Below are 16097 nucleotides of genomic sequence, written 5' to 3'. Positions count from 1 at the left end.
ATGATCCTGACAATCGACCTGGGAACGACGACCCTCAAGGCAGCCTTGTTCAATAGGGATGGATCGCTGCACTCTCTTCACCATGCCAGGATAGGGGAGATGGCCCCAGGCCATCTGGTCGACCCCATGAGGTGGAGCATTGCCCTGCAGGAGCTTTGCCAAAGGCTCTCTCCCCTATCGGCCGTCAAGGCGATAGTCATCAGCGGCAATGGCCCTACCCTGGTACCGGTACTGGGAGAACCAGAGGTGAGGGAGGGGATACTCTGTGCAAGAACAGGCGAGGCCAGGACCTGGCTCGACCGGAGGGCCGTTTCTGAGTCTGCTGAGATCTCGGCCATGCTGGGGACCTTTGTCGATTCCAGCTTTTTCCTTCCCAAGGCCCTCTACCTCATGAGACACGAAAAAGAGACCTACGAGAGAAGCCTGTGCCTCCTCTCCTCCCATGAGTACCTGGACTACCTGCTCACAAGAGAGGCCAGGGCTATCATCCATTCCGATGAAGCCCAGAAGTGGTACTGGACCGACGATCTGGTGACCAGGCTCGGCATGGACAAGGAGAAGTTCCCCCCCTTCTGCAAACCCGGGGACCTGATAGGACCGGTGAGCAGCCTTGCAGCAACAACCCTTGGCCTTCCTGTCGGTATCCCGGTCTTTGCAGGGGCTCCTGACTTCTATGTATCGATTCTGGGAACGGGGACGATCCATGTAGGGCAGGTGTGCAACCGATCGGGCACCTCCGAGGGGATCAACCTCTGTACCAGAAAACCCTTGGAAGATCCTCGCCTAATGACCTACCACCACCCCATAGCCCCCTACTACAATGTCTCAGGCATCATTTCCACCTCAGGCAAGGCCATCGAGTGGGCAAAGCAGCTTGTGGGATTGGGCACCCTCCCGTTTGAGGAGCTCTATAGGCTCATGGAAACGGCAGAACCAGGGTCGGGATCTGTGGTATTCCTACCCTACCTCAGCGGGGAGAGGGCCCCCATCTGGAAAACCGATGTGAGGGGGCTCTTCTCTGGCCTGGGCCTGGAGACGGGAACCAGGGAGTTGCTCAGGTCGGTTGCCGAGGGTACCTGCTTTGCCATGCGTGATGTCATTACCGTCATGGAGGAACTTGGCTCTGAAGTCGGGCAGCTACGTATCACCGGAGGCCCGAGCGAAAGCCATTTCATGAACCAGCTCAAGGCGGACATCACCCGCCGTGAGGTGCTGGTCCCCTCCCTGCAGGATGCAGAGCTGGTTGGGTGCCTCATCATTGCCCTGACAGAGCTTGGCTCCTTCAAGAACTTCTATGAGGCTGCCGATGCCTTGGTGAAGACAGGCCATTGCTACTACCCCAACCCCAGTCTGGAAGGCCTGTATGGGGAGCTGTTCGCTACCTATAGGGATCTCAAAGAGAGGCTGATACTGAAAAAGGAGTAACCGATGCATGCAGGACTGACCATACGGACCAATGCTCTGTTTGACAAGCGCGACGGGCGTTCTGTCATGATAGCCATGGACCATGGATCCATAGCAGGGCCTCTTCTAGGCATCGTCAGGCCCCATGAGTTGGTCGATGCCTGTGTAAGGGCAAAGGTGGACGGGATCCTGGCGACAAAAGGATTTGTCGATGCATCGCTGAGCAAGTGGGACCGGTCCACGGCCTTGGTATTGCGCCTTACCGGGGGCTTCACGCTCCTAGGAGGGGCCTTCCAGGAAGAGATGGTAGCCGAGCCTGAAACGGCCCTTGCCTATGGTGCCTCATGTGCCGCCATCACCGTCAAATTCGGCCACGAAGAGGAGGGCAGGTTCATCAGGCAGGCTTCGCTTGCCATAGACCGATGCCATCACCTTGGCCTTCCTGTCATGCTGGAAGCGATGGCGGTGGGGACCAACGGCGGACAGAAGTTCGCTGCAAACGATGCTGAGGCGATCAGGATGGTAGCCCGGATGGGAGCTGAACTTGGTGCGGACCTCATCAAGACCTACTATACCGGCAGCCCTGAATCCTTCTCCCGCGTAGTGGAGGGTTGCCCGGTTCCCATCGTGATCCTGGGCGGGGCAAAGACCAACTCGGTGCGCCAGGTGTTCCAGGATATCCATGACTCCCTCGAGGCGGGAGGCAAAGGCATCGCCATGGGACGCAACATCTGGGAGTTTGGGGATGTCCAGAAGATGCTGGAGGCGGTAAATGGTCTGATTCATGGCCAGTGGAGTGTAGACAAGGCTTTGGCAAAGGTGGAAACTTAGGAGAGCAGAATCAGGAGAAGACAATGAAAAGACTCATCAGTTCAGCTCTCATGGCAGTAATGGTCCTTTCCCTTGCTGTTGCAACAGGAAGTGTCGAGCAAAAGAAGGAGACAAAACCCTCTCTTTCCGTCTTGGTATATATCACAGGGGTTACCGCAGGCAGCCCTCCCTATACAGCACTTGCTGAAGGTGCCACAAAATTTGCTGCAGAACATGAAACTGTATCGGTAAAGGTCTATGAGGCCGGATTCAACCAGGCCCAATGGGAAGAGCAGCTGACCTCCCTGGTCGCTACCGGCGAGTATGACCTCGTCCTGGGTTCGAACCCTTCATTGCCGGAGCTCTGTGCCAACGTCGCCAAAAAGTTCCCCAAACAGAAATTTGTCATCACCGATGCCTACATGCCAGGCAACCCGCAGATACGCACCTACCTCTACAACCAATATGAGCAGTCCCTCTTCCTTGGCTATCTTGCAGGGCTGGTAACCACCAGCGACATGCCCTATGCAAACAAGGCCCTGAAGATCGGGTTCATCGCTGCCCAGGAGTATCCGCTTCTGAACAAGCATATGGTCCCAGGCTTCCTCGACGGGGCCAGGATGGTCAACCCAAACATTGAGGTTGACTTCAGGGTCATAGGAAACTGGTTTGATGCAAACAAGGCAGCAGAGCTTGCATTGAGCATGATCAACGCAGGGGTGGATGTGTTTGCCACCATTTCCGGAGGGGCAGCACAGGGGTTGTTCAAGGTTGCCAAGGAACAGGGAGCCTATATCGTATTCCACAATACCAACGAGTACAGCTCTGCCCCGTCCTTGGTGGTAGGCTGCGGCTCCATGGAACAGGAAAAACTAACCATGGAGATTCTCAAGGATGCCCTTGACGGAACCATAGCGTACGGGGAGGCAACGACAGTTGGCGTCCAGCAAGGGTACCTGCGGTTCATCTCGGATGACAGCGCCTACACGGCAAACCTTCCACAGCCCATCAGGGAGAAGTTCGATGCATTCATGCAGGATATCAGATCGGGCAAGGTTGCCTACACCCTACCTGAGCTCTAGAGAACGCACTAAGGAGTGATGATATTGGAACTTGCTGTTGAAATGCTCGCCATCACCAAGACCTATCCCGAAAACAACATCAGAGCCAACGAGGCGGTAGATCTCCAACTGAGGAAGGGGGAGATCCTCTGCCTTGCCGGGGAGAACGGTGCCGGAAAAACGACCCTGATGAAGGTGCTCTATGGGATGGAGAGCCAGGATAGCGGGACCATAAGCATACATGGCAGGAAGGAGAGCATCACCTCCCCCTTGGTTGCCAAAGGCCTGGGCATAGGGATGGTCCACCAACATTTCATGCTTGTGGAGGAGTTTACGGTTGCCCAGAACGTACTGTTGGGCATCGAGCCGGTCCGGTTCGGCATCTCCTATGACCAGAAGAAGGCCAATGCCCTTGTCAATGAGGTAATCGCCCGTCATCACTTCTCCCTCGAGGCCGGCACGCTGGTGAAGGACCTGACCGTCGGGCAAAAGCAGCAGGTCGAGATCGTGAAGATGCTCTATAGGGATGCCGACATCCTCATCCTGGATGAACCGACTGCGGTCCTTACCGAGCAGGAGATAGAGGCCCTTTTCACCACCCTGCGGCAACTGGCCAACCATGGCAAATCCCTGATCCTCATCACCCATAAACTGCATGAGATCAAGGCTATCTCCGACCGTGTTGCCGTCATGCGCCAGGGCAGGATGGTGGGCATCTACGAGACAACAAGGATGGATGAGCGAAACATCTCCGCCCTCATGATGGGAAAAACCATCTCGCTGGAGATCGCGCATGCCGAAAAGCCACAGAAGAGCCTGCCGGTCATCGTATTTGACAAAGTTACGGTGGTACGCCGCGGCCAGGAGAGGCCGCTGCTCAACAATCTCTCCTTTACCGCGTATTCCGGTGAGATATTGGGCTTTGCAGGGGTAGGAGGAAATGGCCTTGGAGTCGTGGAGGCCGTCCTTGGGGGCTTTATCCCCACCGTCGGAGGCAGGATACTCCACCATGAGAGTGAGATCACCAACATGAACACGGCCCAACTTCGCAAGCAGGGCCTGGCCTATGTCCCCTCCGACAGATTGCGCATCGGCTCTGCTGCAAAGGCAACTGTCGAGGAGAACATCATGGTCAATGCAAGCCATATGTTTACAAGACAAGGCTTTATCGACAAGAAGAAGAGTGCCTCCTTCACCGAGAGGCTTCTGGCGAGCTACAAGGCAAAGGCAACGGCACAGATGCCGATAAACACGCTCTCCGGGGGGAACATCCAGAAGGTGATCCTAGCCAGGGAGATAGAGCAGTACCAGGACTATATCGTGTTTTCTGAACCTACCTGGGGTCTCGATGTCGCTAGCAGCCAGTTCGTCTATGAACAGATGGCAGAGCTTAGGGACAAGGGAGCTGCTGTTATCCTCATCTCCTCCAACCTTGACGAGATACTCACCGTCGCCGACAGGATCATCGTGCTCTACCATGGCTACAGGGTAGCCTCCTTTGCAGGAAAAGAGGCAAGGAATCTCTCCAAGGAAGAGATCGGGGAGTACATGCTTGGGATACGAAGGCAGGGAACTCTCCATGGCTAGAGAAAAGAAACTTGCCCGCAAGACCATACGAACCTTTGTGCGGGAGGGGGCGGCGATTTTGCTTATCCTCACCATCGCCCTGGTGTGGGTGATCATCCTCTCACTCCTGCTCAGCAAGACACCTGCAAAGACCTTGGGGTACTTCTTCCTGGGTCCCCTTCAGAATACCTACTACTTTGGCAATATGCTCAATGGTTCCATTCCCCTGATCTTCGGGGGTCTGGGTGTCTCCCTGGCCATGAGGTCGGGGAACTTCAACCTTGGTGGCGAGGGGCAGATATACAGCGGGGCCCTGGTTACGACCCTCTGTGCCATCTCCCTTGCCCCACTGGGTATTGTGGGTGCCTTCCTGGCCCTGGTGCTGGGGGCCCTGGTAGCGGGGGCGCTTGCAGGAGTTTCCGGCTTTTTGCGCATGCAGTGGAATACCAGTGAGCTGATCACCTCCTTCTTGCTCTCCAATGCTGTGGTGCTGGTGGTGAACCATCTCATCTCCGGTCCCTTCCTGGACCCCTCCACCAGCCTGATGGCTACCAGGAAGATACCGGAGGCCTTCAGGCTTCCTCTCTTGTTGCCTCCCTCGAACCTCAGCATGGCCCTGCCCATTGCCATCCTGGCAGTGGTGGTGGTACAGCTCTACCTCTACAAGACCAAGAGTGGGTATGAGCTACGCATGACAGGGCTGAATCCTTTCTTTGCCAAGTATGGAGGCATCGACACCCGAAGGTACATGGTCCTTCCCATGGTCCTCAGTGGTGCCCTCTATGGTCTTGGAGGCGGCTTGGCCATCTATGGGACCTACTATGCAAGCATCAAGGAATTTTCCTCTGGGATGGGTTGGAACGGACTTGCCGTTGCCCTCATTGCCAAAAGCAAGCCAACTGCAGTCATCCCTGCCGCCCTCTTCTTCGCCTACATTGAGGCAGGGGCACGGAGTGCGATGCTGCACTCTGATGTCACCTTCGAGATAGCAGCCATCGTGCAATCGATCGTGTTCTTTCTCATAAGCAGCGAGGTGCTGCTCAATCTCTTTACCAAAAGGGGGAAGCAATGATGCAGTTCACCATCCCCATACTGCACAGTGCGGTAACCATTATGACCCCACTGCTGCTCGCCTCCATGGGAGGGCTCTTCACCGAACTGACAGGGATGCTGAACATCGCCCTGGAAGGGCTGTTGCTCATGGGTGCCTTCAGCTCGGTCATATGCTCCCACTACACCGGGAGCATGGTGGTGGGCACACTCCTAGGCATAGCCTGCACCATGGGCCTCTCTGCCATACTGGCCGTTGTAACCCTCAACCTGAAGTCCAATGTCTTCATTACAGGACTCGCCGTCAACCTGCTATCTGCAGGCCTGACGGTGGTGCTCTGCTTCTCCTTGTTTGGAAACAAAGGGGTTGTCGTGTTTGACAACATCCCTTCGCTGCCCCTTCTGGGCACCCCTTCGCTTGCCAGGATCCCCATCCTTGGAGACATCTTCATCGGCCATTCTGCCTTCGTCTACCTAAGCTGGCTCTTGCTTGGCATCTGTTACTATACCCTGTACGGGACTCCCTTTGGCTTCAGGTTCCGGGCAACAGGGCTTCACCAGGAAGCCCTTTCAGCCTTAGGGCTGAGCCCCAATCGGTACAAGTTTTTCGCCTTCCTCATCTCCGGCTTCACCTGTGGGCTGGGGGGAGCGATGCTCACCCTGAACCTTGGGGCCTTTGTGCCGAACATCACTGCAGGAAAAGGTTGGATCGCCCTGGTGATCATCTTCCTGGGAAACAAGAAGCCTCTAGGCCTGTTGCTGGCCGCCTTGGTCTTCGGACTTGCCGATGCCTTCTCCAACTACGCACAGGGGGCCTTGCAGGTCCCTTCCGACTTCATCCTGGCCCTCCCCTATCTCCTGACCCTCCTGGCCATGGTGGGCTCCTCCATCTATGCAAAAAAGAAAGGGGCGATCGAGTCGTAATCCAGAACAGGACATACACAATTTCCCGCAACCTGAACAATCCATGCTAGCATACCTATAGCAACAAGGAGCAGACACATGGAGATGCAACCAGTGGTTCTTACCAAGAAGATACCTATCGGGATCAGCCTCTGCTGTATGGGAGGGCCAGTTCGCTACAATGGAAAAGGCTTCGACATGCTTGCCAACCTGGGAAGAGAGAAGCTGGACTTCATCTGGTGTCCTGTCTGCCCTGAATGCATGGCTGGCATGGGTGTCCCGCGTGATCCTGTACACCTGAGCAACGGAACAGGAGCCGATGTCTGGGCAAACACTGCTGAGGTAAAGAACCGCCATGGGCGTGTGGTTACCCAGGCGATGAGAGAAGGGTGCAAAGCCTGTATGGAATCATTGGAGCGGTGCAATACCAGAGCCTTTGTTTATATGGATGGAAGCCCTTCCTGTGGGGTCTACCGCACGAGCCTCAAGGATACCAAGCGGGGAAACCCTCCAGGCACTTTTGGCGCCCTGCTTTTGGAGAAGGGCTACTTCCTTATCCCTGCAGGGGACCTGCAGAGTCCTCTGAAGTGGTGGGACTGGAGACGTAGGCTCCTGGCCTTCCTCTGGTTCAGCGACCTTCCGATAACAACCACGCAGCAACTCTATGAGGCCTGGTACAAACTGAAGTTCCTCTGCCAGGAGTTGGACAACACCTGGGCAAGGGAGATGGGACGAAAGCTGGCCGCCCTACAGAAACACGAATTGGCAACCTTCGAGCCAACCTTCCGAAAGGAGCTATTGGACCTGCTGCGCAAGCCTTCAACCACAGCCAAGATGACCAACAGCCTCTGGAAGCACTACTCCCACTACCGCAAGAAACGGGGAAAGAGTGTGCTGGAGATCAACTCCCCTGATTTCAAGAGGGGCGTCACCAAGATTGCCCAGGAACTTTTGAAGATGGAGAGAACCTCCATCGATGATTCCTATCTCTTTGGAGCCTCACCTGTCATCTATCGGGATGAGAGGCGTCTGAAGCCTAAGGATGGGGAGGAAACGAATCCGGAGCTCCTGGAAGAAAGTCAAGAGTAAGGATGAGATTCCCCTGGTATTCTGGATCCGCTGAAAAAAAAGCAACGCCCGCCCCATCATGGAGCGAGCGTAGCAGTTTGAGAAATTTTGTGGTTGTGGTCAAGCGAGTTGCTGGCCCAGCATATAGGAACGCCAATCGCCTTCAACTACCCTCACAGCAGGGAGCGTGCTGCCTCATAGACAGCTTCAACAGTTATGTGGAAATGCTCGAACAGCTGCTCAGCAGGACCCGAGGCTCCAAAGCTATGCATGCCGATGATCTTGCCATCGAGGCCGACGTATTTGAACCAGTAATCGCTCCAGCCAGCCTCAACTGCAACACGCTTGCGCACCTCTGAGGGGATGACGCTTTCACGATACTTGTCGCTCTGCATCTCGAACATCTCACACGAGGGCATCGAGACAACACGTACCGCCTTCCCTTCGGTAGCAAGGCGCTTGGCAGCCTGCATGGCAAGCTCCAATTCAGAACCTGTGCCGATGAGGATGACCTCGGGATTCTTGCTGGATTCCCAGAGGATATAGCCACCCTTCTCCACAGCCTGTACCTGTTCGGCCGTTCGCTCCTGTGGGACAAGGTTCTGCCGGCTGAGAAGCAGGGAGGTAGGACCATCGGTCCGCTTCAGGGCAGTCTTCCAAGCAACAGCCGTCTCTACGGCATCGGCTGGCCTCCATACGACCATGTTGGGGGTCATGCGAAGGATGGCCGCCTGTTCCACAGCCTGGTGGGTGGGTCCATCCTCACCAAGACCGATGGAGTCATGGGTGAATACCTGGATGACGGGCAAATTCATGATGGCTGCCATCCTGATCGCATTCTTTGCATACTCCATGAACATGAGGAATGTCCCGCCGTAGGCTATGAAGCCACCATGGAGGGCTATGCCATTGAGGATGGCCATCATGCCAAACTCCCGCACCCCAAAATGCAGGTAGCTGCCGGTCCCTGTTTCGATGTCATAGACAACCGAGCCCTTGCCCTGGGTAAGGTTGGAGGGTGTCAGGTCAGCAGAACCACCGATGAGTTCTGGCATAATCTGGGTGATGGTATCCAGAACCAGCTGCGATGCCTTACGGGAAGCGACGTTGAGCTTGTCCGCTTGCCAGGTAGCGATGGTCTCATCGAGCTTATGCTCCCAACCCTTGGGGAAGGTGCCCTCAAGCCTGCGTTCGAACTCAGCAGCTTCGGAGGGATACTGCTTCTTGTACTCTGCAAACAGCGCATTCCATTCCTTTTCGTATGCCGCACCCTGCTCGGTAAAATCCCAGGCCTCGTACATCTCTTCAGGAACAAAGAAGCGCTCGTCATATTTCCAGCCAAGCTGTTTTCTTGCCAACGTTACCTCTTCCTCCCCAAGGGGGGAGCCGTGGCTTGAGGCCTTACCGTGCTTGTTGGGAGACCCAAAGCCAATGACTGTCTTGCAGATGATCAAGGTCGGCTGGTCGATATTGGCCTTTGCCCTGGCAATGGCCTTGGTAATGGCGTGAGGGTCGTGCCCATCCACATCACTGATGACATGCCAGCCATAGGAGGTGAACCGCTGGGCGGTATCATCGGTAAACCAATTGGTAATTTCCCCATCGATGGAGATCCCGTTGCTGTCGTAGAAGGTAATGAGCTTGTTGAGCTTCCAGGTACCGGCGAGGGAGGCCGCTTCATGGGAGATGCCTTCCATAAGGCAGCCATCACCCACAAATGCGTAGGTATAGTGGTCAACTATAGGAAAATCTTTCTTGTTGAAGGTTGCTGCCAGGTTCTTCTCTGCCAGGGCCATGCCGACGGCATTTGCCAGACCTTGTCCGAGAGGGCCTGTGGTTGTCTCTACCCCTGGGGTAAGGTGGCACTCGGGGTGTCCCGGGGTAATGGACCCCAACTGCCTGAACTGCTTCAGGTCGTCAAGGGTCACATCATAGCCGGTGAGGTGCAGCAAGGAGTAGAGCAGCATGGAGGCGTGCCCATTGGAAAGGACAAACCTGTCACGATTCCTCCAAGAGGGGTTTTTGGGATTGTAGCGCATGGTGCGTCTGAAGAGCACTTCGGCAATATCTGCCATCCCCATAGGGGCTCCGGGATGTCCCGAGTTAGCCTTCTGTACTCCATCCATACTCAATATGCGTATCGCATCGGCCAATTTTTTGTAGTCCATTGTATTCTCCTCTTGTTTGTATATGCACAAAAAACTCCGGATCGTAAGAAACGGAGTTGATCCTTAGGTATAAGATACTTCAGTGCGGGAAGGAAGTCAAAAGCCTTAGCCCTTGAAAAGAGCCAAGGCTGCAACCATCAGAGCCTAGAACGAGTAGTTGAGCATGAGGGCGACCCGCTTGAAGGTAAAGGACCTCTCTACGATGACCTTGTTGCTATCCTTCTCCATATTGGTGAACTGCACAGCCATGGTCAGGTTGAGCGAAGAGGCTAGCTCCAGATTCCCGATGAGCCCTACATCGTAGAGGAACGGCATCGTCTCACCGGAGAAAAGGTCAAACATATAGGTTTCCAGCTGTAGGGCGACAAGGTTGACCTTCAGGGGCATCTTGTACCCGATGAGATACTCACCCTTGTAGTTGAAGCCATTGGTCTTGGACCCCCCCGTCTCATAATCCCAAGGGACGTCTTTTCCGGCATTGGTATACCCTTGGTAGTTCAGTTCGTGGTAGGTCCGAAGCAAGATGCTGGTCCAGTCCCCAGGGAGGATCGCTGCTGTGTCAAATTGCAGGGCGGCTCCTGTGCGAATCTTGTAGTATGCCCCACCAAGAGGGTCTGCAACCAAGGGAGTTCCTACCGTAAGGCCAGAGATTTCCATTGCATCAAAATCCCATCCGGTACCGACTGCCCCACCGAGGGAGATCTCAGCAACAGCTATGGGTGTCAGCACTGCATCGAGGCTAAAGGTCGCTGCCACGGGAGAGACACCAACCAGAGCCTTCACCTTGAGGTTGTTGTCACTGAATAGGGGCCCTTCACCTGCAAGCATGGGGATCTTCAGGGTGTAGCCACCCTCAAGCTTCGCCTCAAGGCTGAGAGGACCAGCAACGGTAAGCTTCAGATTGCCTGAGCCTGTATTACCTGCGAACAAAGGAACTGCCAGCAAGGCCAGCAAGGCCATGACCGCTATTGATTTCAGAACTATTGATTTTTTCACGACTTACCCTCCAAAGGTTGTAATCATCCTTAGCATAGCATAGCAAGGGGGGTTACGAAATCAGTTTTTTGCTAGGATATGAAATATGCAGCAATATACAATGCCCAGCCCATGGATTCCTGACAGGAGACAGTGCTCAAGGCAGGGAGTGGTATCGCAAACGATGCACTCAAAGTTTGGGGTAACGCATCTCCTACAGTAGAACAATGTGGGAGTTCAGGATGAAGATGTTAATAGTGTCTTCCCCTAAAATACTGCTCTTGCGTATCGGAGGTAAATACGATCTCATCAGTAATGATTCTTCTGGGCAAATCCTTCCCACTCATATAATCATGAATGGCCTTCATCAGCTGTGGTCCAAGAAGGGGGCTACACTCCACCACACAGTTCAACTCCCCTTTCCTCAGTGCCTTCAAGGCTGAGGAGATTCCATCGATGGAGACGATTAGTACATCTACCCCAGGCTTGATCCCCAACTCCTTAAGGGCCTTCACCGCGCCAAGGGCCATGTCGTCATTATGGCAGTAAATGACATCGATATCCCACCTAGGATGGCTTTCTGCATATCTCTTGATGGCACTAAATCCTCCATCAAAGTTGTAGTCTCCATATGCCGATGCAACCACATCGTAGGATTTCATCAACGAAAGCACCTCAAGAAATCCTTGGCGCCTCTCTTTAGTGGGGCTTGCCCCTGCAGTACCCTGAATCTCCAAGATCCTGACAGGCTTAAGAGTTGGCTGAATGGCAGACACAACCCAGCGCATAGCACGACGCCCCTCCTCGGTGAAGTCTCCCCCAATAAAGGAGTAGTAGAGGTTTTCATCTGAAACCATAACTTTCCTGTCGGAAAGGAAGACTGGAATCCCTGCTTTTTTGCACTCTTCCAGAACACCCTCCCATCCGCTCTCCACAATGGGGGAAAGGACGATGACATCAAAGGCCCTCTCTATAAAAGAGCGTACAACCTCTATCTGCTCGGGAAGGGAGGAGGCATCGATGCTCTCTAGCTCAATGCCAAAATCCTTCGCTGCCTGGGCGATGGACTCCTTGTTGGCGGATCTCCATCCACCCTCATCAGCGATCTGGGCATGTCCCACCCGGATGGTCTTCTCGCTCTCACTTGGGGTTCTTGCGAGCAATCCTTTGTATTGGTAGAGGTTTTCCCTTGTGACAGTGTAGTTACGCAAAATGACCTGTTTTGGCACCCCACGTCTCTCATGGAGAATGTCCAATGCATATTGGATGGCTTCCTTGCCTCCCGTGGGACAGGTGATGGTTGCCTCAATGACACCCCGGTCAAGCAATTCCAGCCCTCCATCGGGAATCTGGAAGCCATCGATGGAGACAATCTTGATATGGTCCAGGCCAAGGGCCGCAACGGCCTTGGACGCACCCAAGGCAAGATAGTCTGTGTGGGCAAAAATGATATCCACATCGGCCAAACTGTCACCCATCTCTTTCAGCAGGTCCTCAGCACTATCCCGAGTTCCATCCTCGACTGGGGCACTCATCAACGTCACATTTGAAGCGACACTCATCGCCTCAATGAAGCCGGCATGCCGGTCCTGGCTCACCAAGGAGGAGCTGCTTGCTGACAACTCCAAGACCTTTGCAGGCTCATTTCCTGCCAAGGTCAATACAGCCTTTGCCGCCTGTTTTCCAATGGAATGGTTCTCTGGTCCGATGAACAGGGAATAGTCATATCCGTCAACCACACGGTCGAGCACGATGACAGGAACCTTCCGATATGCATCACGGACTGTCTGGGTCAAGGCAACGGCATTGCAAGGGGAAACTATCAACAGATCGACATCATAGGCCAGCAATCGCTTTATATCAGCCTTTTGCTTCTCAATATCATCGGCAGCATCAGTGAATATCAGCTTGAGCTCTTCATGCTTTGCCGCCTCAATCTGCAACTCCCTGGACAAGACCAAACGCCAAGGCTCCCTCTGGTTGGCCTGGGAAATCCCAATGACAAATGCGTAGGCCCCCTCAGTATCCTTCGGGTTCTGCAGCATGAGCATGCATCCAAAAACAAAGAACCCCAGGGAAATGACCACTAGCACGACCAGCATACGCTGAAGTGGGGAAACCTTATGCATTGTTTTCCCCCTTGTACTGGGTTTTCCGGTACTCCTGAGGGGAGAGGTGCAAGACGCGCTTGAATGCGGTACAGAAATAGTGTTGGGATGAATAGCCAACCTCTTCAGCAACCTCATAGATCTTCTTCTCAGAATCCTTCATCAGTTCTACTGCCTTCTGCACCCTCAGTATGGTCAGATATTCCACAAACGTAACATTGAGGGCAGATTTGAACAGTCGACTCAGATGCTGAGTTGTGACCTGCACATGGTCGGAAACCTCTCTCAACGATATGGAATTCTGCCAATAATGTTTGCCCAGATAGTCTACAGCCTGAACCATTGTCTTGGGTAATTGGGTTATTGTTGCAAGCTCCTCTTCCAAGGAGGCAAACTTCTCTGCAATGGAGAGATACCCCTCGCCCCTTGCGGAGAGTGAGATGACCTCCGCTGGCAGATGCCTCTCGATTCGTTCCTTAAGGCTATCAAGCAGGCGTTTCTCCTCCTCGTGGGAAACTGCCTTGCACAGAAAAACTACCTCATTGCTGCCCTGACGGTAACAGAGTGTTTCAGGGGGAAACAGAGAAAGTGCTTGCTCCCTTGCAGCAAAGAACACCAAGGAGTCCTGCCATGCCCCCTCATCCACAAGCGACGGTTTCTGTTGGATTTTACAGAGGAACAAGGAAAAAGGATCAGGAATACTGCTGTTGAGATATTTCATCTCCATCAGGATCTCTTCTTGTTCATAGCTGCCAGCAAGAAGGGCTTGCAAAAAATGGGAGAGCAACGCTTCCTTGTTCTTTGCAAGCTGCTCTTTGGCCCAAACCAGGTATTGTTCTGTCTCCATACTCTTGATCAGTGCATGCTTTGCCTTGTTCAACGTCTCAAAGAACAGGTTCTCCCTCACAGGTTTTAGCAGATAGGCAAACACCCCTAGCTGGATAGCCTTGCGGGCATATTCGAAATCATCATAGCCTGAAATGACAATGACAAGGGTGGATGGGCTATTCTGCCTAAGCCTCTCGATAAAGGAGAGTCCATCAAGGAAGGGCATGTTGATGTCGACAAAGGCCAGATCTGGCTTCTTCTCCAAACACAGCATCAGGGCTAGCTCACCATCCTCAGCCTCCCCTACCAATTCGATCGCAGGATCCTTCTCAAGCATCTTTTGCAACCCCCTGCGGATGATCAGTTCATCATCGGCTATCAGGGTCCTAATCTTCTCCATCAACAGCTCCTTGGAGTAACAGGGACATATACAGTGGAGGTGGTCCATAACCCCTCCTCACTGGCAAGGACAACCCCATATGCTGCCCCACAACTCAACTTTACCCGTTCATTGACGTAAAAGAGCCCGAAACCACTGTTTTCAGTTCTTGTCCCCTGTTGCATCTGGGCTTGCAGTTCCTTCAAAAGATGGGGTGGTATTCCTTGACCAGTATCCCTCACCTCCAGTGCCAATACCCCATCCTGAAGGGTAACGTGAATGGAAATAAGCCCTTTTTCCCTTTTTTGTTTGATGCCATGGTAGATGGCATTCTCAACCAGAGGCTGAAGGATCAACTTCGGGACCATATAGTCCTCCAGTTCGGGTGGGACGTGGATCTCGTAGGATAGTTTGGTACTGTAGCGTATCTGTTGGATATAGAGGTAGCTGGAAACATGGCAGATTTCCTCCTTGATGGTGATGTACTCCTTGCCCTTGGACAACCCTACCCGGAACATGCTGGTAAGGGCATCGACCAGGAGGACCACATCCTCAGCACCATTCTCCCGGGAAAGCCATGAAATGGTATCCAATGTATTGTAGAGGAAATGAGGCTTGATCTGCTCCTGCAAGATTCTCAGTTCTGCATTTCGCTTGTTCATCTGTTCGACATAGACCTGCTGGATCAACTGCTCGATCTGTACAAGCATATGGTTGAAGCTCTGGCCCAGGGATCCGACCTCATCGGTATATCTGCTATTGAAGCGGACGGAAAAATCCCCAGCCTCTGCCTGTCCCATCAGTCGCTGCAGTTTCGACAAAGGTTTGGTAATGGTGTTGGAAAGCAGATATGAGAGGATGGCAATGCTCAGCAAGGCCCCCAGCACGCTGATTGCCAGAACATAGAGGGTAGTGGTCATATCGTGCAGGACCTCACTCGCAGGGAATACACCCACCACCTTCCATCTTGAAGGCTGGCTTATCTTTGCCTGCAGATAGTACTGCTCCTTCTCAATATCTACACTGGTATAGGCATTCCCACCCTCAAGCCAGAGGGGGTTTACCCTATGTACCACAGAGTTTACAGGGGCGTAAACCATCTCATTCTGTGCATCGAGGACAAATACGAACCCATGCTTGCCGATACTCACATTGTTTATTGAGTTGCGAATAATATCATGGCGCACATCAAAAAGGACCACACCCCGAAACTCCTTCGATAGAGGATCGATCAGAGCCTTTGCTATGGAGAAGACATCATCACTGCTGAAAACATCCTCGGTGGTAATGTTCCTCCCTGCGTTGGATCTCAGCAGGACAACCTTTCCTGCAGCGTCCTTTGCCTGAGCAAACCATGACTCAGCAAAGAAGGGATCACGGGAAACCCGTGAAAGCCCACTACCAACAAACGAATCATCCGCCCTGACAAACAGGATGCCAGCAATCTCTGGGTTCGCAGAGCGCAACATTGCAAAATGGGACGGGAGGTCTGCATCATCCTCCAAAGCCAAGGCCGAGATGTAGTCAACCAACTGTTCCATGGTCTGTAGATATACCGAAATGGAATTCTCCACCTGGGAGATGGTCTGCTCTGTCTGGGTAGTAGCAGACCTTTTAAGCTGTCTGGTAACAATTCCTCCACTGACAAAGGCAAAAACCAAAAAGGAGACCAACGAGATGAGCAGATAGGAGTACATCATCTTTGTCCTGAATGGTAGATTGTTAATGGATTGCTTCAGACTCATACCCACTATCGTATCATGGCTAGGCCAACTCC

The 16097-nt window shown here is 53.4% G+C and carries 12 protein-coding genes; 7 read left to right on the top strand and 5 right to left on the bottom strand.

What is annotated here, in order from left to right; translation table 11 throughout:
- The 7 genes from ROJ03_RS01045 (at position 1) to ROJ03_RS01015 (ending at position 7883) form a co-directional block, all read left to right on the top strand.
- Positions 1 to 1425 (top strand): FGGY-family carbohydrate kinase, encoded by a 1425-nt coding sequence (locus ROJ03_RS01045; protein ID WP_313725126.1) that lies wholly within the window; start codon positions 1 to 3, stop codon positions 1423 to 1425.
- A 3-nt stretch (positions 1426 to 1428) separates the two neighbouring features.
- On the top strand, positions 1429 to 2235 hold the full coding sequence (locus tag ROJ03_RS01040) for a hypothetical protein (protein WP_313725125.1): 807 nt from the start codon (positions 1429 to 1431) through the stop codon (positions 2233 to 2235).
- Positions 2236 to 2258: 23 nt separating this feature from the next.
- Entirely contained in the window at positions 2259 to 3296 is a 1038-nt protein-coding gene (locus ROJ03_RS01035; RefSeq protein ID WP_313725124.1) for a BMP family ABC transporter substrate-binding protein, read from the top strand.
- 18 nt (positions 3297 to 3314) lie between these two features.
- Positions 3315 to 4862, top strand: coding sequence for an ATP-binding cassette domain-containing protein (locus ROJ03_RS01030; protein ID WP_313725123.1), 1548 nt, complete (start codon positions 3315 to 3317; stop codon positions 4860 to 4862).
- Entirely contained in the window at positions 4855 to 5913 is a 1059-nt protein-coding gene (locus ROJ03_RS01025; protein WP_313725122.1) for an ABC transporter permease, read from the top strand. The genes ROJ03_RS01030 and ROJ03_RS01025 overlap by 8 nt, the downstream gene beginning before the upstream one ends.
- Positions 5910 to 6815, top strand: a complete 906-nt coding sequence (locus ROJ03_RS01020) for an ABC transporter permease (RefSeq protein ID WP_313725121.1) — start codon at positions 5910 to 5912, stop codon at positions 6813 to 6815. Before ROJ03_RS01025 ends, ROJ03_RS01020 begins: the two co-directional genes overlap by 4 nt.
- A 78-nt stretch (positions 6816 to 6893) precedes the next feature.
- Positions 6894 to 7883: a DUF523 and DUF1722 domain-containing protein gene (locus ROJ03_RS01015; RefSeq protein WP_313725120.1), complete on the top strand. Its 990-nt coding sequence runs from the start codon at positions 6894 to 6896 to the stop codon at positions 7881 to 7883.
- Between the two features lie 152 nt (positions 7884 to 8035).
- Here ROJ03_RS01015 and tkt read toward each other — a convergent pair whose 3' ends face one another.
- From tkt to ROJ03_RS00990, 5 genes are all read right to left on the bottom strand, one after another.
- Positions 8036 to 10030, bottom strand: a complete 1995-nt coding sequence (gene tkt / locus ROJ03_RS01010; RefSeq protein ID WP_313725119.1) for a transketolase — start codon at positions 10028 to 10030, stop codon at positions 8036 to 8038.
- A gap of 144 nt (positions 10031 to 10174) precedes the next feature.
- A complete protein-coding gene (locus ROJ03_RS01005; protein WP_313725118.1) occupies positions 10175 to 11026 on the bottom strand; it encodes a hypothetical protein in 852 nt (283 codons plus the stop codon).
- A gap of 230 nt (positions 11027 to 11256) precedes the next feature.
- A complete protein-coding gene (locus ROJ03_RS01000) occupies positions 11257 to 13134 on the bottom strand; it encodes a substrate-binding domain-containing protein (protein ID WP_313725117.1) in 1878 nt (625 codons plus the stop codon).
- Positions 13127 to 14341 (bottom strand): response regulator, encoded by a 1215-nt coding sequence (locus tag ROJ03_RS00995; RefSeq protein WP_313725116.1) that lies wholly within the window; start codon positions 14339 to 14341, stop codon positions 13127 to 13129. The genes ROJ03_RS01000 and ROJ03_RS00995 overlap by 8 nt, the downstream gene beginning before the upstream one ends.
- The gene (locus ROJ03_RS00990; protein WP_313725115.1) at positions 14341 to 16065 is read right to left on the bottom strand and encodes a sensor histidine kinase; all 1725 of its coding nucleotides are present in this window, start codon (positions 16063 to 16065) and stop codon (positions 14341 to 14343) included. The genes ROJ03_RS00995 and ROJ03_RS00990 overlap by 1 nt, the downstream gene beginning before the upstream one ends.
- Positions 16066 to 16097 lie beyond the last annotated feature (32 nt).

This window comes from Sphaerochaeta sp. PS, from assembly GCF_032144095.1.
Classification (GTDB): Bacteria; Spirochaetota; Spirochaetia; order Sphaerochaetales; family Sphaerochaetaceae; genus Sphaerochaeta.
This window is presented reverse-complemented; position numbering and strand designations above follow the sequence as displayed.